The organism is Gabonia massiliensis (assembly GCF_001403595.1).
Taxonomy (GTDB): Bacteria; Bacteroidota; Bacteroidia; order Bacteroidales; family Coprobacteraceae; genus Coprobacter; species Coprobacter secundus.
In genome coordinates this window covers 1,454,367-1,480,125 of the sequence record NZ_LN877940.1, presented here as the reverse complement: position 1 = coordinate 1,480,125, position 25,759 = coordinate 1,454,367, and the positions used below count along the sequence as shown (strand labels likewise).

General features: G+C 39.9%; 21 protein-coding genes. 11 read left to right on the top strand and 10 right to left on the bottom strand.

Features of this window, described 5'->3' with window-relative positions; translation table 11 throughout:
• The first annotated feature begins 49 nt into the window (after positions 1-49).
• The 3 genes from BN2628_RS15645 to BN2628_RS15635 all read left to right on the top strand — a co-directional run bounded on the left by BN2628_RS15645 (position 50) and on the right by BN2628_RS15635 (position 5,135).
• On the top strand, positions 50-1,183 hold the full coding sequence (locus BN2628_RS15645; RefSeq protein WP_044230454.1) for an aldose epimerase family protein: 1,134 nt from the start codon (positions 50-52) through the stop codon (positions 1,181-1,183).
• A gap of 97 nt (positions 1,184-1,280) precedes the next feature.
• Positions 1,281-3,914: a family 43 glycosylhydrolase gene (locus BN2628_RS15640; protein ID WP_044230499.1), complete on the top strand. Its 2,634-nt coding sequence runs from the start codon at positions 1,281-1,283 to the stop codon at positions 3,912-3,914.
• Positions 3,915-4,130: 216 nt separating this feature from the next.
• A complete protein-coding gene (locus tag BN2628_RS15635; RefSeq protein ID WP_044230453.1) occupies positions 4,131-5,135 on the top strand; it encodes a glycoside hydrolase family 43 protein in 1,005 nt (334 codons plus the stop codon).
• Between the two features lie 140 nt (positions 5,136-5,275).
• Here the strand turns inward: BN2628_RS15635 and BN2628_RS15630 are convergent, their stop codons facing one another.
• From BN2628_RS15630 to dacB, 5 genes are all read right to left on the bottom strand, one after another.
• Entirely contained in the window at positions 5,276-5,590 is a 315-nt protein-coding gene (locus BN2628_RS15630; protein WP_044230452.1) for a TIGR04076 family protein, read from the bottom strand.
• A gap of 4 nt (positions 5,591-5,594) precedes the next feature.
• Positions 5,595-6,203, bottom strand: a complete 609-nt coding sequence (locus tag BN2628_RS15625; RefSeq protein WP_055099785.1) for a hypothetical protein — start codon at positions 6,201-6,203, stop codon at positions 5,595-5,597.
• 181 nt (positions 6,204-6,384) lie between these two features.
• Positions 6,385-7,263, bottom strand: coding sequence for a Cbp1 family collagen-binding glycoprotein adhesin (locus tag BN2628_RS15620; protein WP_021929322.1), 879 nt, complete (start codon positions 7,261-7,263; stop codon positions 6,385-6,387).
• 12 nt (positions 7,264-7,275) lie between these two features.
• Complete coding sequence (rsmI, locus tag BN2628_RS15615) at positions 7,276-7,998, bottom strand: 16S rRNA (cytidine(1402)-2'-O)-methyltransferase (protein WP_021929323.1); 723 nt, start codon at positions 7,996-7,998, stop codon at positions 7,276-7,278.
• 896 nt (positions 7,999-8,894) lie between these two features.
• A complete protein-coding gene (gene dacB, locus BN2628_RS15605) occupies positions 8,895-10,358 on the bottom strand; it encodes a D-alanyl-D-alanine carboxypeptidase/D-alanyl-D-alanine endopeptidase (RefSeq protein WP_055099773.1) in 1,464 nt (487 codons plus the stop codon).
• Positions 10,359-11,056: 698 nt separating this feature from the next.
• Here dacB and BN2628_RS15590 point away from each other — a divergent pair.
• Complete coding sequence (locus BN2628_RS15590) at positions 11,057-11,644, top strand: thymidine kinase (protein ID WP_021929326.1); 588 nt, start codon at positions 11,057-11,059, stop codon at positions 11,642-11,644.
• Between the two features lie 14 nt (positions 11,645-11,658).
• Entirely contained in the window at positions 11,659-12,804 is a 1,146-nt protein-coding gene (locus BN2628_RS15585) for an AI-2E family transporter (protein ID WP_055099752.1), read from the top strand.
• 81 nt (positions 12,805-12,885) lie between these two features.
• On the opposite strand, the gene BN2628_RS15580 is transcribed toward BN2628_RS15585, so the two are convergent.
• The 4 genes from BN2628_RS15580 to BN2628_RS15565 all read right to left on the bottom strand — a co-directional run bounded on the left by BN2628_RS15580 (position 12,886) and on the right by BN2628_RS15565 (position 15,037).
• Entirely contained in the window at positions 12,886-13,407 is a 522-nt protein-coding gene (locus tag BN2628_RS15580; protein ID WP_055099747.1) for a hypothetical protein, read from the bottom strand.
• Between the two features lie 172 nt (positions 13,408-13,579).
• Positions 13,580-13,828, bottom strand: coding sequence for a TIGR03905 family TSCPD domain-containing protein (locus BN2628_RS15575; protein WP_055099741.1), 249 nt, complete (start codon positions 13,826-13,828; stop codon positions 13,580-13,582).
• Between the two features lie 7 nt (positions 13,829-13,835).
• Positions 13,836-14,438, bottom strand: coding sequence for a peptide deformylase (def, locus tag BN2628_RS15570; protein WP_021930048.1), 603 nt, complete (start codon positions 14,436-14,438; stop codon positions 13,836-13,838).
• A gap of 218 nt (positions 14,439-14,656) precedes the next feature.
• Entirely contained in the window at positions 14,657-15,037 is a 381-nt protein-coding gene (locus tag BN2628_RS15565; RefSeq protein ID WP_055099735.1) for a winged helix-turn-helix transcriptional regulator, read from the bottom strand.
• A gap of 342 nt (positions 15,038-15,379) precedes the next feature.
• Here BN2628_RS15565 and BN2628_RS15560 point away from each other — a divergent pair, with 342 nt between their 5' ends.
• Complete coding sequence (locus BN2628_RS15560; RefSeq protein ID WP_021930050.1) at positions 15,380-15,748, top strand: MmcQ/YjbR family DNA-binding protein; 369 nt, start codon at positions 15,380-15,382, stop codon at positions 15,746-15,748.
• Positions 15,749-15,766: 18 nt separating this feature from the next.
• On the opposite strand, the gene BN2628_RS15555 is transcribed toward BN2628_RS15560, so the two are convergent.
• Positions 15,767-16,426 carry a DUF305 domain-containing protein gene (locus tag BN2628_RS15555; protein WP_055099730.1) on the bottom strand — a complete coding sequence of 220 codons (660 nt, stop codon included), beginning with the start codon at positions 16,424-16,426 and terminating at the stop codon, positions 15,767-15,769.
• A gap of 448 nt (positions 16,427-16,874) precedes the next feature.
• Here BN2628_RS15555 and BN2628_RS15550 point away from each other — a divergent pair, with 448 nt between their 5' ends.
• The 5 genes from BN2628_RS15550 to BN2628_RS15530 all read left to right on the top strand — a co-directional run bounded on the left by BN2628_RS15550 (position 16,875) and on the right by BN2628_RS15530 (position 25,721).
• Entirely contained in the window at positions 16,875-19,994 is a 3,120-nt protein-coding gene (locus BN2628_RS15550) for a SusC/RagA family TonB-linked outer membrane protein (protein ID WP_055099725.1), read from the top strand.
• Positions 19,995-20,008: 14 nt separating this feature from the next.
• Positions 20,009-21,415 carry a RagB/SusD family nutrient uptake outer membrane protein gene (locus tag BN2628_RS15545; protein ID WP_055099720.1) on the top strand — a complete coding sequence of 469 codons (1,407 nt, stop codon included), beginning with the start codon at positions 20,009-20,011 and terminating at the stop codon, positions 21,413-21,415.
• 20 nt (positions 21,416-21,435) lie between these two features.
• Positions 21,436-22,038, top strand: a complete 603-nt coding sequence (locus BN2628_RS15540) for a fasciclin domain-containing protein (RefSeq protein WP_021930054.1) — start codon at positions 21,436-21,438, stop codon at positions 22,036-22,038.
• An 11-nt stretch (positions 22,039-22,049) separates the two neighbouring features.
• Positions 22,050-23,936, top strand: a complete 1,887-nt coding sequence (locus BN2628_RS15535) for a hypothetical protein (RefSeq protein ID WP_055099710.1) — start codon at positions 22,050-22,052, stop codon at positions 23,934-23,936.
• 210 nt (positions 23,937-24,146) lie between these two features.
• Positions 24,147-25,721, top strand: a complete 1,575-nt coding sequence (locus BN2628_RS15530) for a T9SS type A sorting domain-containing protein (protein WP_055099705.1) — start codon at positions 24,147-24,149, stop codon at positions 25,719-25,721.
• Positions 25,722-25,759: the final 38 nt, after the last annotated feature.

The window sequence follows — 25,759 nt, the reverse complement described above, 5'->3', positions numbered from 1 at the left end:
AATATTGATTTCCTTTGTAACGCATATAATCTAAAAATTTCAACAGACCATGAAAAGTGGTATTTTCTTTTTACTCACAATGACATTAGGTTTATTCTCCTGCATAGACAATCAACAGGAAATAAAATTGGTCGATGCCGATAATTTTACATCATCGATCAATGGAAAAAATGTAAATCTATACACCCTTAAGTCAAAAAATGGAATGACAATGCAAGTTACCAATTACGGCGGTCATGTCGTTTCACTATGGGTCCCCGACAAAAACGGGCATTTCGACGACATCGTTCTCGGACACAATACACTGAAAGAATATATCGACTATGAAGGTGAACGCTTTATCGGTTGTGTCGTAGGCCGCTATGCCAACCGCATTGCCAATGGACAATTTTACATTGATAGTATCCGGTATAACATCCCTCAAAACAACAACGGTCAAAGTCTTCACGGCGGACTGAAAGGTCTTGACCAGGTAATTTGGGACGTGGACTCTGTCACTCCAAACAAAATATATCTCTCCTATACCTCTCCCGATGGGGAAGAAGGATATCCCGGAACTCTCAAACTAAATATGGACTATTCACTTACAGATGATAATGAATTCATAATACAATATCATGCTACAACAGATAAGCCTACAGTTATCAACCTATCTCACCACGGATTTTTCAATCTGAAAGGTGAAGGAAGAGGCTCAATCAATGACCATCTACTGACGATCTATGCCGATTCGATAACCCCGGTAAATAACGTACTGATTCCGACAGGGCAACTTATGGCCGTCGAGGGTACCCCTTTCGACTTCCGCAAAGCAACGGCAATAGGCAAACGAGTCGATACAGATAACGAACAATTGAAAAACGCAAACGGGTATGACCATAACTGGGTACTTGACCGAAAGTCTGCATACGATATCGAACTCGCAGCATCAGTATACGAACCAAGCAGCGGTAGATACCTCGAAGTTTTCACCGACCAGCCTGGTCTCCAGTTTTATGGAGGTAACTTTTTCAATGGCAGTGGAAAAGGCAAATACAGTCCAACCATCGACTATCGTGAAGCACTGGCACTCGAAACCCAGAAATTTCCCGATAGTCCTAATCAACCCAATTTCCCGTCTGCCCGTTTAAATCCGGATGAAACATACAGACACACTTGTATATACAAATTCTCCGTAAAATAAAAACAATACGAAGAAACAATATAGACACTTATTTGTGCACATGTCTCTGCTGCTTCCGGCAATTCATTCGCTCTTTACATCAAAACACACAATACATATGAAAAAAATACTGTTACCTTTTATCTGTGCCTGTGTCGGCTTTGTTTCGCCACACGCACAAAACATACCAAACCCCGTAATTCCTCGCGTTGCCGATGCCGGAGTGATGAAATACAATGGCAAATATTACATTGGCGGAGTAGGTACAAACGGAGACTTCTATATATCGCAAGACCTGATTCACTGGAGTGAACCTGTACATGCCATAACAATGGACAACGAATGGACTCAAGGTACAGGAGCCAAAAACAATCAAATACATGCAAACGATATGCTCTACCTCAATGGTAAATTTCATCTTTACTGGTCAGTAAATTATTGGGGCAAAGACCGTCATGCCGTACACATCGTACATGCAGAAAGCGATAAGCCTCTCGGTCCGTATACCGAACCTGACAAAACCACGTGGCTCGACAACCGTATCGACCCCAAAGTCTTCAAAGATGATGACGGACAACTCTACATGTATATGGTACGATTTACCGAAGGCAATACTATCTGGGGTCGAAAAATGAAAAATCCGGCAGAGTTCTCAAGCGAACCCGTCTGCCTGTTTGCCTCCCTTCCCGATACATGGGAAACAATGGATAACCGCGTTGCCGAAGGCCCTTGGGTTATCAAATACAGAGGTCAATATTACATGATGTATAACGCAAACCACACAGGACATACATGGGGTAACTATCAATTAGGAGTAGCACAAGCCAATTCCCCTCTCGGATTCAATAACGGTAACAAATATAGCTATCCTGTAGTGGGCAGCAATCAAACCCCTCTGGAAGAAAAATATGTAGATATTCTACGATACACCGGTAAAAATTATACTCCCCTGTTTTCTTATTCCGAAAATAAACCGGCGAACAATTGGTATGATATAACCTTTGACGATTCTGGTTGGAAAAAAGGGGAAGGAGGATTCGCATCGAAAGAGATAGACGGTTCCACGGCAAGACATTGCGGTACAATATGGCAATCTCCTGCACTATGGCTTCGTAAAAAATTCATTGCCGATAAAAATCTGGGAAATTTGGCACTGAGAATAACTCATTACGGTGATACTAAAATTATGTTAAACGGCACGGTAATATATGACAAAAAAGGGTCGGACTATTGTATGGTCAATCTTACTCCCCAACAACGTAAAGCATTGAAAACTGGAGAAAATATACTGGCCATAGAAACTTCTGCCAAACGCTCGAACTACTTTGACATATCACTCTTCGACCTAAAGAATGACACAGCCGACGATATACTATTCACACCGGGACAGCCCAACATCCTTAGAGGGCCCAACGGATTTGAATGGTGGCTTGTCTATATGGCAAACAGAAATGACAAATCTCGCGACCAGTACATCGACCGGGTTCAGTTTTTCGACAAGACCATGTATGTCGACGGTATTACCGGTCCCAATACCCCTGGGTATCATCCAGTACCGGCATTACCCACATTCTCTGTCGACAGTACAGCCCCGGCTTCCGGAGTATTTTCTCAAGTTCGGCCTTCTGCAACATATTTATTCGAAACCGGAATTAAGACCTCGGGTAATGCCGGAGCAATCGCTTGGTGGAAAGATGAGAACAATTATGCTCGGGTCGGTCTCGATGCCTCTGACAACACATGGTATCTTTCCGTAAAATTGAATGGTAAAGAGACAAAAGAAAATTTCGAACTTCCGTACAATTTCAATTGGAATGTCTATCATCATTTCAGGATTGAGCGGAATGGACATAATCTGAAAATAAACTTAGACGAGATACCGGCACCTACCAAAAATACATTTGACAATATCATTCCAGCAACACCCGGATATCCCGGCACATTCGATATAACTGGTAACTCCCTGTTCGACGGTACGATATATACTATCGGATTTGATGAAGAAGCCATTCAATTGTCTGAAAATGAAGAGATACTGAAAGGTGATCTTTCTAATAAATACGAATTAAGTTTCCAGATTTACGGATTGGACAAAAGCAAATTCACAGGATGCTATCCGGCATATACCGATAAGGATAATTACGTAAAAGCTATATTTAACGGAACATCAGGCAATCTCGAAGTAACAGTAGTAAACAAAGGAAAAATAAAACTCCAAAAAGAATACTCTCTGGAAAATCTGCGTACAGCCTACCCCGATGTCAAATATACCGATACATACGAAAAAAACTATCGTTTCACGACTCCTACAGTAATTGATGCACTATATTTGAATAGGCACGATATCGACAATAAATCAGACTTCACCGCTAACATGTTCGACAAATTTTCTGTCGAATATCTGGCCAATGGTAAATGGTATCCTATCGACAAAAGCAATGCCGAAATAGACGATAACCCGATGTATAATCGACTCACTTTTGCCCCGGTTAAAGCCGAAGGAGTACGATTTATCAACAGCACAGCAACAGACTTGCAACGACATATATACAAAATAAGAGTCAATGAAAAACTAAAAGAATCATACAATTTCCGGACAGTCAGAGATAACGAGAAATTATATATATTTGTTGATGGTCGGGAGCTGGATACGCTGGATATTCCTTTACCGGCTTCGAAAGTAGGATTCTGTAACAGTAACTACTACTCTACATATCAGGGTATTTTATATTACCATATCGGGGAAAAATAACAAGTTATCAAAACATCATCTGAAAAATAATGATTAAGAGCCTATTTAAATTTTACTCGAGTTAGCCTTGAAAATTTCTTCATGGATTTTTTTATTTGCATGAGGATAATAGCAAGCTATCTAACCAATGAAAACGGGAAAACAGGCCGAAAGAAAGCCTGACAGAATTACTTTTATCAGAAAATTTAAACAAGCTTTATTTTAAAAATAACATATATGAACAACAAATTCTTATCAAAAACAACTATTGCCTCCCTGGCGATTATTACTGCTGTGCTGTGTGCATGCACATCTGAAAAACCGGTATCCGAAAGTGAAATTTTATTTGCAGACCCCACCATATTTGTCGAAAACGGCAAATATTACCTCACTGGAACTCGAGAAAATGGAGGAGGAGGTTTTCAAATCCTCGAATCAGACAATTTGGAAAACTGGCATTATTACAATGAAGACTCTACATACTTCATACTCAAATCAGGGGAACAAACATTCGGAGATAAAGGATTCTGGGCTCCCCAGATTTACAAAGAAAATGGAATTTACCATTTTTTCTATACAGCAAACGAACAAGTTGTTGCAGCAAAAGCAGATTCTCTTACAGGACCTTATCGCCAAAATATCATCCGACCTATCGACGGTAGTGAGAAAAATATAGACCCGTTCCTTTTCAAAGATGAAGACGGTAAATATTACTTATATCACGTACGATTCGACAACGGAAATTATCTCTGGTCAGCAGAATATGACTTCGACAATGATTCTATTTATAAAAACACTTTGACAAAATGTTTTGAAATGACCGATGCCTGGGAAAAAACCGACAATAACATTTGGCCTCCCATTATGGAAGGGCCTACTGTCATTAAGCTCGACAGCGTATATTATCTGTTCTATTCGGCCAATCATTATCAAAACCCTGACTATGCAGTAGGCTACGCTACGGCAACATCTCCCTCCGGCCCTTGGACTAAACACCCCGATAATCCCATCATACATCGTGACATCGTAGGAGAAAACGGCTCGGGACATGGAGATTTGTTCATGGGACTCGACAATACACCTTATTATGTATATCACATTCACAATAATGACTCTACGGCTAATCCCCGTCGCACACGCATTATTCCTCTAAAATTTAGTAAAAACGACAGTACAGGGATATACGACATAACAGTCGACAAAGAACATATTATCATTCCCCATATTAATCAGGTTAAATAAAAAGCATAAGATAACCGATATAGGAAACCGGACAAACTAAAATAAACAAAAAGGCTGTATCGTAACATACACGATGCAGCCTTATAAAAACTACACAGTAGTTTCTAAAATCAACCATTCAATTTATAAAAGCCACTATCTCAATCTGCATCTTCTTCCAACGTCTCTAACAAGAAACTAACCGGACGAAAACCATCATTACATGAAATCATTGCCGACTTTTCATTTTTCATCCATCCACTATAAAAATTACCTCCTCCATGAGTTAAAGTCATAACAAACGGTGACATACTTTCCCAGGCACTATCGCACATCCCTTCAGGCTTTTTCCAACCGTTGGCAATAAATACTTGTCCCTCTTCCATATCACAAGCATGCTCGATAGGATTCTCATACTTCGCTATCAAATCCCGGTAACAAGCGATTCTCATAACTGTAATCTTACATTTTTTCATAATATCACACTTTCAAACCATTAAGAAAATCCTTAATACTGACCAGCCTTCTGGCGCCATGTATCAATCTCTGTTTAAAAACAACAGCTTCAATATTCTCCTTAACATTACGAAATACATTCTCACTACGTTTATATTCCGGTAAAATCAACTCCTCTGTAGAAGATATTATTTTTACCACTCTCCTTATAGAGTCAAAAGCCTCTTGGGTATTCGTATTTTTCAATCTCCAGATTATTTGTTCTATTTCATCATTATCTTTCCATATGAAAATGATAAAACACGGCAAATCGGAAGACTCTTCAAGAGAAAAGAAATCCAGAAATTTCCGGTTACTATTCGGCTCTTTCCATATAGGTACCATCATTTGGCACATTTCCTCTGAACACCTCGGACGTGTATAATATCCATCATCTAAAGGCTTAATTGAAAAAATAGGCCAATTTGCTCCGGATATCTCATCCAATTCATTCCAGAAATCATTATCACGCAAGACTTTTACTATGTAAGAATGCTTTCTGGTATACATGATGAAACCATATATTCTGGAGGTTGCATTATCACACACACCCCTCAGTTTTTCAATACCGAATTCTTCGTTCAGTGCAATCATAATATTTTCAATTTAACGGTCACCGGTTATAACAGACATACAGCAATAATTATCGACGCAACATTTTTCACTCCTGCCCTATTAAACAAACAGAGCGTAACAAATGCCCTTTCATCCATTCGCTACGCTCTGTTTCGATTTATTTAATTCTTTTTACAAAATATGATTTCACAGACACAAATCAGTCTACTTTTATAACAAGATATTTAGACAAACTCCAAAATTCCGTAGGGTTAGTGATTACCAAAGTCAACAAATCTTTGTCATTTTTCTCAAAAGTATACGAACCTTCGGGATGTGTAGTAAGCAATTTTGCTTTTTTACTTTCCAAAGAAACCTGTTTGAACGTACGTAAATCTTCTTTTGTGAAATAATTCTTATTGAAGTCTCCCTTCATCACTTCGCTGGCTTTAAATAATCCACCACCTGAAATGATTTTTTGTTCCTTCAGTTCCTTTGTCGTACCGAATACATAATAAACCGTATTTATCTCTTTTTCCTGAGACGAAATAGTGCTTTTCTGTTTCTCAGTCTCCTCAGAAAGAGTATTTACCTGACCGGCCAACTCCGACACGGCGTTATCAAGCTCTTGTATACGCACATCACGTTTTGCCAACTCTTCCTGCAAGGAAACAATCATGGCTGTTTTGCTCTCGATCTCAGCATTCAATCGTTCCACTGTTTTCTGGAACTGGGACGACTGATACTTACTATTCTTCAACTGGCTTTGCAATTTTGCCAGCTTTTCCTTATTATCTTTCAATGTCTGGGCCACCAGTTGCATATCAGATTTCAAACGCTCCCGAGTAGTCATATCTACCTCGCCGGTTGCCGAACTCTGCACGACCAGATAATTTTCAGCCTCTTTAATTTGCCTAAAACCATCTTCCACATCATTCATCAACTGCAACATCTCATCAAAATCAGCTTTGGTCTGAGCATTAAGCTGTACCAAAGAATCATTCTCTTGCCGGAGTTTTTCCACATCGCCCGACTTGGAATTACAAGCCGTGAACATCATCGACGCCATCACGGCAACTGATAAAAGAATCTTTTTCATAATCTTTCGTGTTTAAAATTCAGAGAACTTATTTGGGTTGTCTTTTTCTTTATTTTTTTCCTTGCCTGGAACCCCAGCCACTACAATAACAATCTCTCCTTTAGGTTCGTGTATAGTAAAGTGAGCCGCAAGCTCCGACAAAGTATCTCTTACCGTCTCCTCATGTACCTTTGATATCTCACGACTGACCGAAGCTTCCCGGTCACCCCCGAAAACTTCAACTAACTGAAGGAGAGTTTTTACCAGACGAAAAGGAGACTCGTAAAATATCATGGTCCTCTTTTCTTCCGCCAACTCGGCCAACCGCGTAGCCCGCCCCTTCTTCTGTGGGAGAAAACCTTCAAAACAAAATCTGTCATTAGGCAATCCCGATGCTACCAATGCCGGAACAAAAGCTGTAGCCCCCGGCAGACATTCTACTTCTACCCCGGCTCTGCGACACTCACGCACCAGCAAAAAACCCGGGTCCGAAATAGCCGGCGTACCTGCATCCGAGATAAGGGCTATGTTTTCACCTCCTTTGATACGCTCCACCACACCTTCCACAGTCTTATGTTCATTAAACTTATGATGTGACTGCATACGAGTTTTAATATCGAAATGCTTCATCAATATACCACTGGTTCGGGTATCTTCGGCTAAGACGCAATCGACTTCCTGCAATATACGTATAGCTCTCATCGTCATATCCTCAAGATTCCCTACCGGAGTGGGTACTATATATAACTTTGCCATAATGTTTCTTCTATAAATAACGTTTCTCTACCAGTGACATGAAGTCGATAACCGTTGCATTTTCAGGATCCCATCCAAACTGGCCCTGCAAAAAAGTTTCAGCATCGGCAAATGTACCTATCTCCCCAAGTGCATCTATAGCAGAATTCATCACCTCATCGCTATTCAAAAACAGTTCCCGACGAAACCGAAAACGGTCATTCAACGTCATTGCCTTACGTATGTCCTTGGCTCTTTTTCTCTGTAAAGCCTCATCTACCGAAATTTCCGCATCAACATTTTTCGGAAAAACTGTTTTATCAACTACGGCGTCGACAGCATTAACGTCTTTCCCAATGTCTCCAGATTCTGTAAACTTCGGTACTGCAACACTCTCCGGCTCCTGTATCTGACATACACTTTCCCGTTCTGCTATATTTTTAGAAACAATATTCTGTCCGTTTTGTTCCTCATTCAAAGTCCTTTCAGTATCATCTGAAATTTCCTCCACCACCTCTTCCTCTTGCTCTTCATCAACAGAGGGCGTACATTCTACCACAAATGGCACTTCTTCATCATCGATAACAGGTCCTTCTGGATAACCCAAGTCCGGTATNTCTTTCACACCATTGTCTTTCTGCTCAGACACTTTTTGCTTGACGTCGTGATGCAATAAAAATATAGCATCCGTCAAAGCCTGAGCCTTTTCTCCTGCCAGTTTATATAAAATTTCAGGGGTTGAGGGAGTCTGGTCGATCACCAATAATAACTCTTTCAATTCGGCCAGATCGTCCAAAATCGGTTGTATTCGGATATCCCGGGACATATCTTATTCTTTTTGTTACACAAACATAATATAAAAAAGCGGTTTTAACAATCCATCGGCTTATTTTTTCATACCGGTAAACTAATCTATATCATCTTCCGGACAATTCAGAAAGGAACAATCGCTCAATATCCCTCCTCAATATACTTCGAGGACCGGTAAAATTATTTACCATAAGTACTATAATATATGGCTTCTGCCCTATATAATATCCGGCAAAACACTGTACCCCCATAATACTGCCACTTTTCAGATACAAACTACCATTGAGTCGGCTTCCTTTCAATAAATTTCTTACCGTACCTTCCTCTCCCGCTTTAGGCAAAGTACGAAGAAAAGAATCTCCATTCTTCCCATTCTTGATAGAAAACAATATGCGGGCTACCGCACCCGCCGAAATACGATTTACAGGGGACAGACCGCTGCCATCTGCAAGCATAAGAGACGAAACATCTATACCCTTCTCTCTCCAATACCCGGATACAACCTCTATTCCGCGCGATGCCGACGCTATCGGATAACGAGTAAGGGCTATCTGTTTCAATAATGTCTCTGCAAACAGATTGTTACTACGCTTATTGGTGACGGTAATAATATCTATAAGCTTATCGGACGAAAAACTCAATAACTGATGCATGCCAAAATACGAAAACGTCTCCCCTCGTTCCCGCAACAGTCTTACCGTAATCGGTTTACCTTGCACTTTTATACCTTTCGATACAAACATCCCCGAAACCACTTGTCCCAAATACAATGCCGGGTCTGGAATATCTCCCTTTACTGTAAAAGTAGAGCGGTTAGCCGGTAACGTCCCATACAAATACCTCTGACCGGAAAACGGAGCACCATAGATATAAACACTATCGATAGCATTAGCTGCCGCCCGCAAATAATTGGAAAACATAAGATCGGGAATCTCCGGTTTCGTCCCCAAAATTTGCGGAGCAGTACCCACAGTGCCCGACCGGAGTATGAGCCTGTACATATTATCAGAATAATTCAACCCATAACTTCCTGCCGCAAAATAATTACCCATATCCTCCCACAACCATTTATGAGATACACCTTCTGTATCAAACAACGAATCGTCACACACAACACGTCCTTTGATTCCTTTAATACCGGCAGCTTGAACAGCAACAAACAATTTATTCAAAAAATGGTCTTGCGGATACCGGCTGAATTCCGACCCCAACATAGGGTCACCACCTCCTCGGATAATAAGATTCCCCTGCAATATTCCGTCTTTATCTACTGTCCCTGTATATCCGACCTTTGTAGCAAAACGGTAATCTGGTCCAAGCAAATCAAGAGCCGTAGCAGTCGTCACTACCTTCAACACAGAAGCAGGTAACAAAGCCCTTTCCTCATCATAAGAATGTATCATTCTTCCGGTCGTTGCATCCAGCAAGCAATAACCTACCGAAGCAACCGACAACTCAGGAGACTTTATAAAATGCAAGATTCCTTCGTTTGCATACAATGCAAACTTTGTCATGCTCATATAACACAACAATACTATACCAATCGATTTACCCCAAACTTTTCGTAACATAAATATATTCAATATCTTATATCCTGTCTAAATTCCACATAGTCATTTTTTTTACAAGCCCTTTTCCGAGATATTTTTTGTTCCGATAAGAACTACGTAACGTATAGAGGAACAAGAAAACAGACTGAAAAAACGATAAAATCCGGATATATTAATCTTCTCACTGGAAAATTCAGACTGGCTCTCAATCATAAATACAAATATATAACGTTTTCTTAGAGTCCGCTCAAAATTTGCACAGACATTTTTTGTTTTGGTATTATTTATCGTTTTCTCCTTAAATCCCCTCTCAAGAGGGGAAACTTCCCCACTCAAACAGCCCATTACCAAAAAGAAAGCACCATCCAAAACCTCCCCTCTCGAGAGGGACCAGGGGTGTGTGACGCCTGTACATAGCCACCTAAAATCAAAAACAACACCTCACCAAACAGTAGCAAAATCATCTCATCCCAAACCGTGCATCTTATCCCAACACACTTCCCGAGAAGAAAGATTATTGTTTCTAAAAATAACCCAGTTATGTTTTCTTCCAAGAATATTTTCCCACTTTCATTCGTCAAACAGCCTGTTATCACCCTCATAAAAACCAAAAACAATATCAAAACAAACCCTTTCAAATTTTTATAGCAGCCAATGAAACTATAAATAAAAAATCTGCGTACATTTGTACATATTAACGATATTCGAATCCTTTACACATGATATTTTCTGAAGAAAATTATGAAACTCACCGCAGAGGACGTATCGAAGTCATTTGCGGCTCTATGTTTTCGGGAAAAACCGAAGAGCTCATCCGTCGGTTGAAACGAGCCAAAATAGCTCGTCAACAGGTAGAAATTTTCAAACCCGCTATCGATGTAAGATACTCAGAAGAAGACATTGTCTCCCATGATAGTAATTCCATAGCTTCCACTCCGGTAGACAGCTCCGGTAGCATTCTTCTATTATCAAGCGGAGTAGATGTCGTAGGTATAGACGAAGCTCAATTTTTCGACGACGGCATAATAGATATTTGTAACCAATTAGCCGACCAGGGTACACGAGTTATCGTAGCAGGATTAGATATGGACTTTAAAAAAGAACCGTTCGGACCTATGCCAAAGCTGCTTTCCATTGCCGATGAGGTAACCAAGGTACATGCCATTTGTGTAGAATGCGGACATCTGGCCAACTATTCCCACCGCCTGGTCGACAATGACAAACGGGTATTATTAGGTGAAAAAGGAGAATATCAACCACTGTGCCGCAGTTGTTATAATAAAAAGCACGAAGCCCATAAATCATAAAAAGACCGCCACGTATGTACATTTCTCGACGACCTTATACTTTCGACCGCGTTATACGCATACTCTTTACTATAGCTATCGTTGTAGGGATATTTTATCTTATCGATTTACTGAAAGGAGCTCTATTGCCATTTCTTGTTGCCTGGCTTCTCGCTTATCTCATCCATCCTTTAGTCGACTTTTTCAAAAAGAAATGCCACATACATAACAATTTTTTAGCCATCGTAACGGCCCTTATTTCCATTATTTTATTTTTCTCTTTACTGGGTTGGATATTCATCCCTTCGATTCTCGATGAAATAGACAAAATAAAAATAATGATACAAGATTATTCAGACAACGAATACAACATTCCTTTCCTGCCTGAAAGCTGGAAACTTTTTATACAGGAGAATATCGATTTTGAACGTATTGCCGGAATGATGAATAAAGAAGACTGGTCAAATTTGGTAAAAAAAGCCTTGTCTGAAACTTGGATTATCATCTCTGGGTCAGTAAGTCAAATAATTACGATTGTAAGCTGGTTTATCGTTCTTATATACCTTATTTTTATTTTACTTGACTACGATAAAATCATTTGCGGATTCCGAAACATGATTCCCCGCCAATATCGTCGTCCGGTATTATCTATCCTCAGCGACGTGCAAGTAAGTATGAACCGCTATTTCAGAGGTCAGGCATTGGTCGCCTTCATCGTAGGAATACTGTTCAGTATCGGCTTCCTAATCGTAGGGATGCCATTAGCTATCGTCCTCGGATTATTTATCGGACTATTGAATATGGTCCCTTATTTGCAAATCATAGGATTCATTCCCACAATACTTCTCTGTCTGTTAAAATCTGCCGAAACAAATGAAAACTTCTGGGTACTGTTCGCTGCCTGCTTGGTTGTATTCATCGTAGTACAACTTATCCAGGATCTTTTTCTGGTTCCTCGTATTATGGGTCACGTTACAGGGCTTAATCCGGCAATTATTCTACTCTCACTCTCTATATGGGGAAGCCTATTAGGCATCATAGGCATGATTATAGCCCTGCCTTTAACAACTCTCTTGCTGGCCTATTACCAAAAATATATTTTACATACAGAACCGGATGAAAAAAAGAAATCGCAACTGCCAAGTAGGAACAAACGCGAAAAGAAAATACCCGAAAAATAATATCCTGTTCAAATTTTGCTCATACCAACTTCGAGAATTTCCTTTTATCGGAAAATTCAAACTGGCTCTACATACATCCATTTATCTGTCCTGATTACGACTGAAAAGTAACAAGACATAAGACATCATTTCTCCCAACAAATCTTTGCTGACAACTCCATTCACCCGATAATCGATTCTATCTATATTACGAATTACCTCTCGTAACAGAGCCTCATCAGAGAATATTACATTATCGAAATATGACAACGATTCCTTTAAATTGGCAAAAAAACATTTCATATTCTCTATCGTCTCCAAAAGAGAATCCGTCAATGAAATACTCTTATCAGCCTGAATATAATATGACCATCGCGACTGCTCATACATCATATAAAAAGTAAAAATGTCAAACTGTTCGGCTGTTGTCTTATAAAACAAATCCTGAGGAGGATTTCCACCCCGGACAATACCTACCGGCGAATTAAACACCTGATAAAAATAACGGAGTATCAGTAATACAATGATGAAATACGGATAGTCCGCATCCCCGCCTCTTCTTTTATTCACCCGGTTAACGACCCGGCTCAATACCTTATACGAATATTTATCTGTTATCTTCATATCTGTATAACAAACAAGTAGAAAAAAAGATAACAGTAAATTTCATAAAAGAATAAAAATCCGATAAGGAAATATCCCCTACCTAAGAGAAGCCTCTCTCTCGAATTTATAACTCGATAAAAATGAATTATATCAATCTATAACGATTACAAATATGTCCTATAAATTTATGTTACTCCGATACCATAGCATCAAGAGCCTTGCACAACTGGTCAGGGCACGACGTTTGCTTATTGCCGCAACGTATCCCGCTCAAACGATGCTTCACTTCTTCCACCGACATACCCTCTACCAACCGGCAAATACCTTGAAGATTACCGCTACACCCGCCTCGAAAACAAACATTCTTTACAACTCCGTCACACACCTCGACTTCAATCTGAGTACTGCATGTACCCTTTGCCTTATATATAGATTTCATAATATAATCAATTCGATAATTTATCAATATAAAGTATTCCCGATAAATGATCTATCTCATGCTGGAAAATCACAGCAGTAAATCCGCTTACTGTATCTTGCTTTTCTTGCAGAGTGCTCTCATCGACATATCTTACCACAATATCTGTAGAACGGGCGACCATTCCCATACGGTCAGGTATAGAAAGACAGCCTTCTTTCCCTACTTTTTTTCGTTCCGACATGTAAACCAAACGAGGATTAATATAAAATTCGAAAGGTTCCCCAGGTTTATCAAAACGCTGTACAGCAATCAGACAACGGCTTATCCCCACCTGTGGTGCTGCAATCCCCACCCCCGGTTGCACCGTATCATTAACGGTATATAACATTCTTTTTTTCAACGTTTCGAAACAAGACGAGCGTATTTCTTTCTCCGATAGAAGTTTTGCTTTCCGACGTAGAAATAAAGAATCTTCATAGTTGGTTGTCAACCAGACTCGCATAATACTGTCTTTATCGGTTCCAATAATCATCTTCTCTTCCTTACTGAAAGAAGACTCGTGCCTTTGGGCTACACACAAAAAAATAAAAATAAATACAGCAAATAATATATAATGTAATGTTCTCATATATTTAATTCTCCGCTATCCCTTTTATACATCAAGCAAGTATATAGCAAATAAAAAACAACTTCAATTATCAGAGAATTCTACTCTCTCGATTTTGTCAGTATCAATTATCGGTCAACTATATACCCAATTACTCCCAAAAATCCTCTTTTAGCAGGAGGCAATCGACCCACCGAGAGCAGATGATTGAGAATACTGACAATTATAATCAATATCCTCTATTCAGACAAGCTTTCAACCTCAAATTTTTTGCGGTGCTTGACGATAGTCTTCATATGGGTTTGTGCCCATTCGGTAAGCTGGATAATAAACGGAACCAAAGACTGTCCAACATCGGTCAATCGGTATTCCACTTTGGGTGGTACGACCGGATAAACCTTGCGAGAAACCAATCCATCAGCCTCCAGTGTTCTTAGCGTAGCCGATAATACACGTGACGAAACATCCGGTATCAACCTGCACAATTCATTGAAACGCACTATCTCCTGTTCGCTCAAAACCAGAACGACCAACAATGCCCACTTATTGCCGAAACGTGCAACGACATTCCTTATAGGGCAAATCTCGATAATTGAATTTTTCTCTTCTTTCTTCAACATATTCTGCAATTTTTATATATCGGCAATATCATCTATATTGCATAAATAGTTACTTACTTTTATTTGCAAAGTTAGCAAATTTGGATTCAGACAAAAACAATTCCCTTTGCTAACCCAACTTTTTCCGCTCCACAAATAGTTGTTTCTTTGCAAAATCGAAAAAAGGCTAGTATTAATTACAACCATAACTCACTGATAAACAAAACTTAGTAGTTCGATTTTTCTCTATAAAGCAGAAATTTATTCGTAACAAAGAAAAAAAACTTATCCAAAATTCCATGAATAAACACTAACTTAGTACCATGAAACAAAAAATTCAATTCTACTATTTTATTATAAAATATGAATGTTGAAGAATTCAGAGAATACTGTCTTTCATTTAAAGGCGTACATGAAAAAATGCCTTTCCCGAATGTTACCGACCCTTACAGCCGTAACGTACTTTGTTTTTATATCGGAGATAAATGGTTCTGTTTTGTAAATATCGAGGTTTTTGATTTTTGTTGTATCAAATGCCAACCCGATAAAATAGGAGAATTACAAACCGATTATATAGGTATAAAGCCAGGATGGCATATGAATAAGAAACACTGGATCAGTGTATACTTCAATCAAGATGTACCCGACAAAAAAATTAAGGAGCTTGTAGAAAACTCCTATAATATCGTAATCAAAAGTCTCACACAAAAAGACCGGGAAACCTTATTGTAAATATTTTTCAAGAAACAATCATTTACAATCATTTTCGATAAATTTCTGCATCTGTTCTATCTCTTTTTTCTGGTCAGACACAATACCTTGAGCAAAAGTAACAAGCTGTGATTGAGGCTCAAGTTTCAAAAATACCATTGCCATATCTACTGCAGCCTGGTGGTGTGGCAACATGACCATAGCAAAGGAACAATCGACATTCTTACCTTTCAGCTCCTCATCCGTTGGCGTCTGATGCATCATATCCATCATTATTTTATTCATAGCATCAACATATTTTATCGGCACAGTCTCTCCTTCTTTATACGGATAGTTTTTCAACATCGTCTCCATCTCGGCAATTTCCTGTTGTTGAGCTGTCACTATCTTTCGAGCAAGCCGTATCATCTCCGGACTCTTACCATATTTGATTTCATACTCAGCCATTTCTACTGCTCCCTGATGATGCGGAATCATCTGTCGTAAAAAATCACCGGAAACAGATGCGTCCAAAGAGACCGAGTCCATCTCTGTCATCATAGAATCCATCATCTTTAGTAACATACTTTTTCTTTCGGCACAATGTTCCGTATGCTGCTCACCATTGGCAGCCAATAAAGTTATACACAAAAATACCGACAAAAGACACAAACTGGCAATCATTGAAAACCGGTTCAGATTTATAGCTTTTTTACCCATACTATCAATTTTTTATTGGTTATATAACAAAAATACCGGTAATACAGTTCTTCAAAACTCATACAATAAAATGCATCCCATCACGTTTTGAATGAAGATAAAACACTGAATCAATAGACCTGTTACTACGAATCGAAAAATTTAACTCACAAACCTCCGATTTATTTTCAAACGATAAAAACATTGCGATTATCTTTACAAACTTGTTCACAAAGCTTTACAAACAAATATTTGAAGAATTCTTATAACATTATGAATAATATTTCAAGTCCGTTCCATGTTTTTTCGATTGCTTTGCAGAAAACATTTATGCTTTGAAAACAACTGGAAATAAATTTGATTTTATAGGACTCATTTATATTGTCCTTATCTCCGTCATGATACTATTTTTTTTGACGGTCGTCTTTTAATATCTAAACTATAACAACAAATTTTAAATGAGCTTTATATGAAAAAACCAAATCTCTTACCACTACCCTTTCATTACTTTTTGAAAACAGCATATATATGCTTTTTTCTTTCTGTATTGAATATCCCGTTATTGGCACAATCCGAGGGGATAAAAATATCCGGTACCGTTACCGACACCAAAAAAGAACCGCTTATTGGTGTCAGTATTCTACTGAAAGGTACAAACAAAGGTACACTTACCGATATCAATGGCAAATATACCATCACTGTCCCCGACCAACATGCCGTTTTACAATTTTTCTACACCGGATTTAACCGTGAAGAAATCACCGTAAATAAAAAGACCACTATAAACCTAATCATGACCGAAGCAATAAAAGAGCTGGACGAAGTTGTTGTTGTAGGTTATGGAGCAATGAAAAAACGAGATGTAACCGGAGCCATCGCTTCCATATCATCTGAGACAATAGAACAGCGAAATGCAATTTCTATTGCAGATGCATTGCAAGGACAGACTGCCGGAGTACAAATCACTACCGGGTCAGGGGCTCCGGGAGAAGCGGCAGATATCCGTATCCGGGGTACATCCACATTCGAAGGTGGGGCAAAACCCCTATACATTGTAGATGGTGTCCCTTTTGAATCCATCGAAGATATAAACCCTGCCGATATAGAATCTATCGAAGTCTTGAAAGACGCGGCATCAGCTGCCATATACGGTTCACGTTCAGCCAACGGTGTTATCTTGATTACGACAAAACAAGGAGAAAAAACCCGCCCGAGACTCGACATCCGTTACCTCAAAAGTTTCAGTACACTCAGTCGTAAAATGCCTAAAGCTAATGGAGACGAACGCCGTTACTATGACCGGGTACGACGCGAACTGACTGGTGGAGTCAATGGGTACGACATCAAAGACTCTCTGGCTTTTTTCAATAATCAAGACATAGACTTGCAAGACCTGCTTTTCCGTACAGCCTCACGCGACCAAGTTGATTTAAGTGCCAGTGGAGCATCCGATGCTTTCAAATACTATCTGAGTGCCGGATTCCTATCCGATAAAGGCATCATGGTAAACAGTAATTACAATCGTTTCACCACTCGTATCAATACCGAATACAAACCTAATAAATACATTACACTGGGGAGCAAAGTACACTTGAGTTTTGCATATAAAAACGGTATTTCTGAAGACGGTGTTTTAAACCAAGCCCTTGAGCGACCTTCATATTGGGCAATATTCAATCCCGACGGGAGTTACGTCCCCAACATCAGCAGCCGGCGCAATCCCTATGCTGTTGCCATGGATGATGTAAACAAAGCTCAAAACTACCGGGCTTCAATATACGAATATGTAGAAGTGCGTTTCAACAGTAAATTCAAATTCAATACAAACATACAAGGAAACTATTTAAACGACCGAAGCCAATTTTTCCGCACTACACCTCAATTATCAACCGAAGAGAGAAGTACAGGACGTGACCTTTCGGAAATAAGTTACGACTGGGCCAATGAAAACTATCTCAGCTACAACGATAAATTCAAATATCACGAACTAAATGTCATGGTAGGTAATAGTGTACAATTTTGGGGGCGCGAAAACTTGAACATCGTAGGTCTCGACTACACCACCGACATGATTTATACGCTGAATACAGCTTCTCTATTCGATACGAAAAAAACATATACCCGGTTTTATCGCCACAAAATGGCCTCATTTTTCGGTAGAGCCTCATATAACTATAAAGGAAAATATTTGCTGAATGCCAACATCCGTTTCGACGGGTCTTCTCGTTTTGGCTCGTCAAATCGTTGGGGTACTTTCCCATCAGCATCTGTAGGTTGGCGTTTCTCCGATGAGAGATTCATGCGCTGGAGCAAACGCTTTCTAAGCGATGCCAAATTAAGAGCCAGCTGGGGTATTACCGGTAACCAGGAAATCGGAGACTACGACTCTTGGCAACTTTACAGCCCTAACTACATTTATGAAGGTGTATCGGGAATTGCTGCCAGTAATCTGGCATATAACGGACTCAGCTGGGAAGAAACCACACAATACAATATCGGACTCGATTTACGTATGCTGAACAATAAACTCAGGATTGTTGCCGATTACTATAAGAAAAATACGGACAAACTGCTATGTCAAGTAGAAGTTCCCAAAGAAACCGGTTTCAAAACAATGCGTAAAAACGTCGGAGCCATGACCAATGAAGGTTTTGAATTTACTGTCGATTACGACATATTTCGTAATAAAAATTTCTCCTGGTCGGTCAACTTCAATATTGCCAAGAACAACAGTGTAATCACTCAAATTGCCGATGGAGTTCCATTTTATAAAGGTATGGACGAAGCCATTTATGTACAACAAAATGCCAGACTGGGTGAATTTTACGGATACAAATACCTTGGAATATTCGCTTATGACGAATCGAACGCCTTCAGTGACAACTGGGAACGCCTGACCCCGGTCTTCTCAAACGGTACATTTACCGGTAAATACTATTTAGGTGACAAAGAATATACAGGCACCGTACAACAAAAAAAGAGTTCTGACGGAAGCGTATTGAAAGGCGGTGATGTCGACTTTTTCGACACCAATGGCGACGGGACGATAAACTCTGCCGACAAAACCAAGATAGGCTGTGCCCAACCCGACGTATTCGGAGGCCTCAGCACCAACTTGTCTTACAAAGGTATCTCTTTATACATCTCATTTTTCTACTCTTTAGGAGGCGATGTATATAATTATGCCGAGGCTAAACGTAACAAATTTTCTTATGACGGAGCAACCCCTTCTCCTGATGCAATACACAACATGTGGACAAAACCGGGCGATATAGCCAAATATCCGGCTCCTATCAATAAAGAACATAACCGACTACCGCCATCGAGTTTCTATATAGAAGACGGCTCCTATATAAAACTTCGTAACGTGAAACTTAGCTATTCTTTGCCCAAGAACTGGATAAAACCAGCTTTATTGAAAGCTGCAACCGTATATATTTATGGTAATAACCTGTTGACATTTACCAACTACACAGGATATGATCCCGAATTTTCCCTGAACACGGGCGACCCGTTGACTCTCGGTATCGACCAGAACCGTTATCCGAGAAAAAGAGAATACGGATTTGGAGTTAATATAACCTTCTAAAAACTTATTGTACGATGAAAAATAAACTTATTATATTATTCTCAGCATTGCTCACATTCTCTTCATGTAGCGATTTTCTGAATGAGAAACCTATTAGTGACCTTACAGCCGAAAGTTTCTGGCAAAGCGGGACAGACGCAGAAATCGGGGTAGTCGCTATATACAGCGCTTTTGCCGAAGCTATGTCTCCGGGACTTTGGGACTGGGGAGAACTAAGAGCCGATAATTACATTCCACATGACAAAGATGCATTCGACCAGAAAGAAATGATATACAATACCATGTCGAATGATAATCAGGCAGCATATTGGACCAACCTTTACAACGTTATCAGCCGAGCCAATGCCGCTATTAAATATATCCCCGACATTACCATGACTGCCAGTACCAAAAACAATCTTCTCGCTGAGGCATATACCCTGAGAGCATGGGCATACTTTTATGCTGTACGGGTATGGGGTGATGTCCCCATGTACACCGAACCGATAGAAGAAATTTCACAAGGCATATATCGAGAACGTACAGATAAAAACCGCATTTTCCAAGAAATTATACTCCCTGACCTTGAAAAAGCATATTACCTCATCGATAAAACCGCGACAAAACGTACTCGAGCCAATGTAGCTACAGTATGCGTATTGATGATGGACGTTTATGCATGGCTTCACGAATACGAGAAAGTCGTAGCCGTAAAAGAAGAAAAAGTAGACTTGCTCAGCAAGAGCCGTTGGGGCCTGTCGGCACTCGAACCTACGACATTCGAAAAAGACTGGCGCGCTATGTTTTTTGATGACGAAACCGCAGAGATTCCTATCGAAGTCATTTTTAAAGTAGCTTATGATGAATTAGGTAATGGAGAAAATCTGTCAATCAGTTATTTCGCAAGTTCACAACCTCGCGTCTTTCTTTCCGACAAAGCAAAGGGCATGTATGGCATACTGGACAAACGATTCGGCTCCACCCAATGGGAAGATATAGGCGAAGGCAAGTCGCAGCTCAAATTCAAATTCTGGCCCGATGGCACTATCTTTACCGGTACCGGACGTATATACTCGGACAACGACCTAGTCATCTACCGCTATGCCGACATTGTACTCTTATATGCCGAAGCCCTCAATGCTCTCGACCGTACACCGGAAGCCATTACCGAACTCAACCGTACACGCACACGAGCAGGAGAGAATCCATATTATGTCAGCGATTTTGTCAGTAGCGACGAAGTACTCGATGCCATACTGGACGAACGGCAAAAAGAATTTTTAGGAGAAGGTAAACGATGGTTTGACCTCGTACGCTGTAACCGATGGAAAGAAGTGATGCAACCCATCAATGGAATGTCTGATGAACGAAAAGTACTCTTTCCCATCCACAGAGACCATCTGAACCAAAATCTGAACCTGAAACAAAATCCTGGATATTAACACCTAAAAACCGAAGCAAAATGAAAAATATAGTTTTATCACTCACAGCAGCCCTGTGCTGTTTCTTATTCAGCGGTTGTCTGGGTATACAGTCGAGCTACGATTACGAGCCCGCCAACATCGATAACAACGTATATATGAATACCTGGGAATTTATCCAATCGCGTCCTGATGCATTCTCTTCCCTGAAAAGAGCCATAGAACACTCCGGCATAGATATTAATATCTATACACAGAACGACAGGAAATATACCTATCTGCTCCTGCACAACGATGCCTTTAAGGGGGCAAACGGAATCCTTTCGAACTATGGTGCTGCCTCTATTGAAGATATGGACAAAGAAACCTTGAAAAACATATTGTTATACCATACAGTCGATGGATACTACCACGGATTGGGAACACTCAACTTCGACCCCACATATGTGATTACACTTTGGAAATCACCCGATGCTTTCATGACATTAAGGCTGAACAACAAAAACTCTATCGAACAATATTCCCGACTTATCATCAATGACATGGCAGGAAACAGCACTCCCGTTACTGCAATCACCAGCAACATCCTTACTACGAACGGAGTTGTCCATGTTGTCGATACACAAATTGTATATAAACCCTAATTTTTATAGCCATGAAACAAGTTCAATATATAAAGACAGGACTTCTGTCCAATTTAATACTGATACTATGTATATGTGCTACATGGTATTCCTGCAATGACGATGCAGACCAGGCTGCTGCCGCACCTGAAATATTATTCATGAACGAAAATCTGACGGTCGATTTGAATAAAGCGACCAATCCGCCGATTGTCTGTGTCATCAACGCTGAAGCAGGACTTAAAAGCGTACAGACATTCATACAGAAAACCGGAGATGTAGAAGTTGCTCTGGAAAAAGAAGTTGTATCATTTTTCAACAAATACAGTTACTCTTTGAGTCAAACCCCAGTGTATAGTGAAGACATGATAGGATTCAAGGTTATCGCCACCGACGAAAACGGAAAAACGACAACAACAACATTACCTTTCGAAGTAATCCCATTGCGAGACGCTCCGACAGTAACATTCAACGACGGTATCAACGAAATCAATTACCGCGAAGGAGACATGATGCCCAACATATCGATAACAATAGAAAGCGAAGAAAATCTACAATACCTCGTACTCTCCGAGGTGGTAAACCGAGTAGAGAAAAAAATAAAAATCAACGGAAACGATACGCTCAAGTTTACAAATGGCGAACAAAGTTATACACTGAATCTTCAGGATGACGGATTTCAATTCAAAGTAGGAACTACCGCATTAAAGGCAAAAGCCGGAGCCGGGCCTTCTGACCGTATCAAGGTAAAAGTCGGTACTTTGAAAGTAAACTTTACTGAAATTCCGGCTCCTCAAGTCACATTCGACGGAGGCGATACTCCGATTAATGCCGATGAGTTTAGCGATGTAACCGTAAAAGGTTCTATTACCACTGAATCGAAACTGGTATCTGTTCGATACCTTAAACGCACACAAGATGGTCTGGTACAAATAGGAGAAAAACAAGAATTTTCCCCTTCCATAAGCAGTCACAACTTTGAAGTAACATTAGAAAATGTATTTGTCGATGTCACAGGCCTTATAGTCGAGGCTACGGACGAACTCGGGAAAAAGAGCAACACCGAAAAACAAATCATTGTGAAAGAAGTGGCCCCTGCACCGACAATCACATTAAATCAAAAAGAAAAAGAGTTCAACGGTGTCGATATCAACTCAACTCTATCTGTAACCGGAAACATCACATCCCTATCAGGCATAACAGATATAAAACTGATAACGACCACCCGCACCGGTGAAGAAACCGTAAAATCTCTGAATATCACAAACGATAAAAACGTAACACTTAATGAATCCGTCACTGCTGATAAAACTCTTGCCGGTATCAAAATCGAAGCGACTGACATCAACAATAAAAAAAGTAATATCTCGTACGATGTACATGTAGGATATTATTACCACGAAGTATTGATGTCTCTCGACGGTGCTCCTAATCACGGCGACTCTACTCCCGGATGTTTCTTCTCTGCATCACAGGCCAGGGCCTACGATTATTGTGACGGTATGGCAAACTGGCAGGAAGTCGATATCGCATTCTCATCATACAGTACAAACACGGTTATACGGGTAGCCTCTTTGAAACAAAGCATCACCAAATTCAAACATGCGACTTGTGGACTCGATAAATGGGAAAATGTAAAAGGATGCTATTTCAAAAAAGCAGCTAAAATAAAACGAAGTACTTTTGACCAAGCTACAGTTGACGATATGCTGGCCGAAACATTGCCGACCAATTTCGAACAAATTGCGTCCTTAACTTCCGGTAATTTCGAAACACCGACTGAAGACGTCGGGGTATATGCTACACCTATCGATGGAGTGACCAAAAGGGTAATAATCGCATATGACCATTTTGTAAAACGGACCGAAAATAATCTGGCAGCTTCTCAATTTATGATAAAAGTAAAAATAGAAAAATAGCTCTTTCTCAAGTGTACCTTTTTCATAACACCGTATACGCCCCTGTTCCTTGTAACAACTATAAGTTTCCTCTTTCTGAAAAGAGACAGGGGTGTATCATTTCCTTAAAACAAAAAAATTTGAAGAATATTTATAATCTTTTGAACAATGGTGCAAGCCATTCTTAACAATGATACGGACATTTGTCATATCTCAAAAATAATAAACGCTATGAAAATAAAACTACGACATTTAGCCGGAAAAGTATTTTTATCCCTAATACTCATATCCGGATTATCGACTCCCATTTCAGCACAAAATCTGATATCGAACGGGGATTTTGAAACTTGGGAAGGCATATCTACTGACACAGGACTCGACAAAGGAATTCCTGCTGGATGGACCTCACAAACCGGAGACGGTAACTTGACCTTATACCGAACCGGTACACCTCATAAAGGGAACTATTCCGTATTCGCCCGTAACACATCCGGTAATGTAAGCCGCATGTTCACACCCACATTACAACCCTTATCGGCCGGAAAAATGTACAAACTGACGTTCTATACCCGAGGTAAAGGAACCTTAGCCAATATCACACTGACTGAAAACGGAGAAAAACTGAACGGTGCTGTAGCAACCTCTCCTTCCGACAAAAATATCTTTGCGTCGCCATCAATGCTAAATAAAGAATATAACAACGGAGAGGAATGGGAAAAACAGGAATATACGTTCACCATACAAACAGATGGAATATACAAACTGATATTCTGGCCCAAATCGACTGCCGGCACAGATGGTGAAACATCGGATTATTTTCTTCTCGATGATATAGAATTAGTGGAATTTGTAGACGAAACTATCTGTACACTATCTGAAATAATAGTAAAAGGGTCCACCCTGAAAGAATTCGACCCAGGAATCCTCACCTACAATATCACCCTGGCCAAAGGTACTGCAATACCCAAAGTTACGGCTACCCCTGCCGATACCAAAGCATCGGTAAAAATTACCGCTGCTACTAAAATAGACGGTACGGAGCCAGAACGCACCACGACAATCAATGTTACAGCTGCCGACGGTATCTCTACCCGAGAGTATAAAATCATTTTCGAAGAAAGTAACGAAATCCTTCGCGAAGGATTTGCATCCGAAGACCGTCCCGAAAAATTTACATATCCCAATAAAACAAACTGGATTATAGATGCCAATGCAGCACAAAACAATGGAGTATTTTTCGGAAACAATTCTATCCGGCCCAAGGGCAGTGATTTTACCGATGACTACTTTACAATAAACAACTGCACTTCGGCCGGTATTCTCTCCTTCTACCTGAAAAACAGAGGTGACAATGCCAACGCCATATTGACAGTATCCTATCAAAAGACCTCTGATAGCAACAATTGGATTGAACTTAAAACAATTCCCGATAGCGAAATCGGAACTTCTTACGAAAAAATCAGCTTACCCATTAATTCCGGAGAACCGATAAATATTAAATTCCATATCCAAAAAACAGCCGGACTCATCGGATACAATATCGACGATATCTCTTTGACCCCGTTCATAGCTACAAAACAGGAAAACGAGAAGACGGGCAAAGATATAGTTTTTGCAAATGGGAATACGATTCATTTACAAACTTCCATTCCTACCAATTACACTTTATACAATATAAACGGACAAATATGTACAACCGGAAACGTATCAGGAGAATACACATTATCCGTCGATACAGCCGGAATGTATATTGTTTCTCTGCAAAACGCCAATGGCAAATCGGTACACAAAATAATCATACCATAATGAAGCCCGACAAGTACACCTCTTGAAACAAGAGGTGT

Bases quoted from the DNA above. Each gene is read 5' to 3' on its own strand.
- BN2628_RS15590 (WP_021929326.1), top strand. From the start codon at position 11,057: ATGATATTTTCTGAAGAAAATTATGAAACTCACCGCAGAGGACGTATC.
- BN2628_RS15640 (WP_044230499.1), top strand. From the start codon at position 1,281: ATGAAAAAAATACTGTTACCTTTTATCTGTGCCTGTGTCGGCTTTGTT.
- BN2628_RS15560 (WP_021930050.1), top strand. From the start codon at position 15,380: ATGAATGTTGAAGAATTCAGAGAATACTGTCTTTCATTTAAAGGCGTA.
- BN2628_RS15535 (WP_055099710.1), top strand. From the start codon at position 22,050: ATGAAACAAGTTCAATATATAAAGACAGGACTTCTGTCCAATTTAATA.
- BN2628_RS15580 (WP_055099747.1), bottom strand. From the start codon at position 13,407: ATGAAGATAACAGATAAATATTCGTATAAGGTATTGAGCCGGGTCGTT.
- BN2628_RS15545 (WP_055099720.1), top strand. From the start codon at position 20,009: ATGAAAAATAAACTTATTATATTATTCTCAGCATTGCTCACATTCTCT.
- rsmI (WP_021929323.1), bottom strand. From the start codon at position 7,998: ATGGCAAAGTTATATATAGTACCCACTCCGGTAGGGAATCTTGAGGAT.
- BN2628_RS15555 (WP_055099730.1), bottom strand. From the start codon at position 16,426: ATGGGTAAAAAAGCTATAAATCTGAACCGGTTTTCAATGATTGCCAGT.
- BN2628_RS15645 (WP_044230454.1), top strand. From the start codon at position 50: ATGAAAAGTGGTATTTTCTTTTTACTCACAATGACATTAGGTTTATTC.
- dacB (WP_055099773.1), bottom strand. From the start codon at position 10,358: ATGTTACGAAAAGTTTGGGGTAAATCGATTGGTATAGTATTGTTGTGT.
- BN2628_RS15550 (WP_055099725.1), top strand. From the start codon at position 16,875: ATGAAAAAACCAAATCTCTTACCACTACCCTTTCATTACTTTTTGAAA.
- BN2628_RS15540 (WP_021930054.1), top strand. From the start codon at position 21,436: ATGAAAAATATAGTTTTATCACTCACAGCAGCCCTGTGCTGTTTCTTA.
- BN2628_RS15625 (WP_055099785.1), bottom strand. From the start codon at position 6,203: ATGATTGCACTGAACGAAGAATTCGGTATTGAAAAACTGAGGGGTGTG.
- BN2628_RS15630 (WP_044230452.1), bottom strand. From the start codon at position 5,590: ATGAAAAAATGTAAGATTACAGTTATGAGAATCGCTTGTTACCGGGAT.
- BN2628_RS15585 (WP_055099752.1), top strand. From the start codon at position 11,659: ATGTACATTTCTCGACGACCTTATACTTTCGACCGCGTTATACGCATA.
- BN2628_RS15565 (WP_055099735.1), bottom strand. From the start codon at position 15,037: ATGTTGAAGAAAGAAGAGAAAAATTCAATTATCGAGATTTGCCCTATA.
- BN2628_RS15575 (WP_055099741.1), bottom strand. From the start codon at position 13,828: ATGAAATCTATATATAAGGCAAAGGGTACATGCAGTACTCAGATTGAA.
- BN2628_RS15635 (WP_044230453.1), top strand. From the start codon at position 4,131: ATGAACAACAAATTCTTATCAAAAACAACTATTGCCTCCCTGGCGATT.
- BN2628_RS15620 (WP_021929322.1), bottom strand. From the start codon at position 7,263: ATGAAAAAGATTCTTTTATCAGTTGCCGTGATGGCGTCGATGATGTTC.
- def (WP_021930048.1), bottom strand. From the start codon at position 14,438: ATGAGAACATTACATTATATATTATTTGCTGTATTTATTTTTATTTTT.
- BN2628_RS15530 (WP_055099705.1), top strand. From the start codon at position 24,147: ATGAAAATAAAACTACGACATTTAGCCGGAAAAGTATTTTTATCCCTA.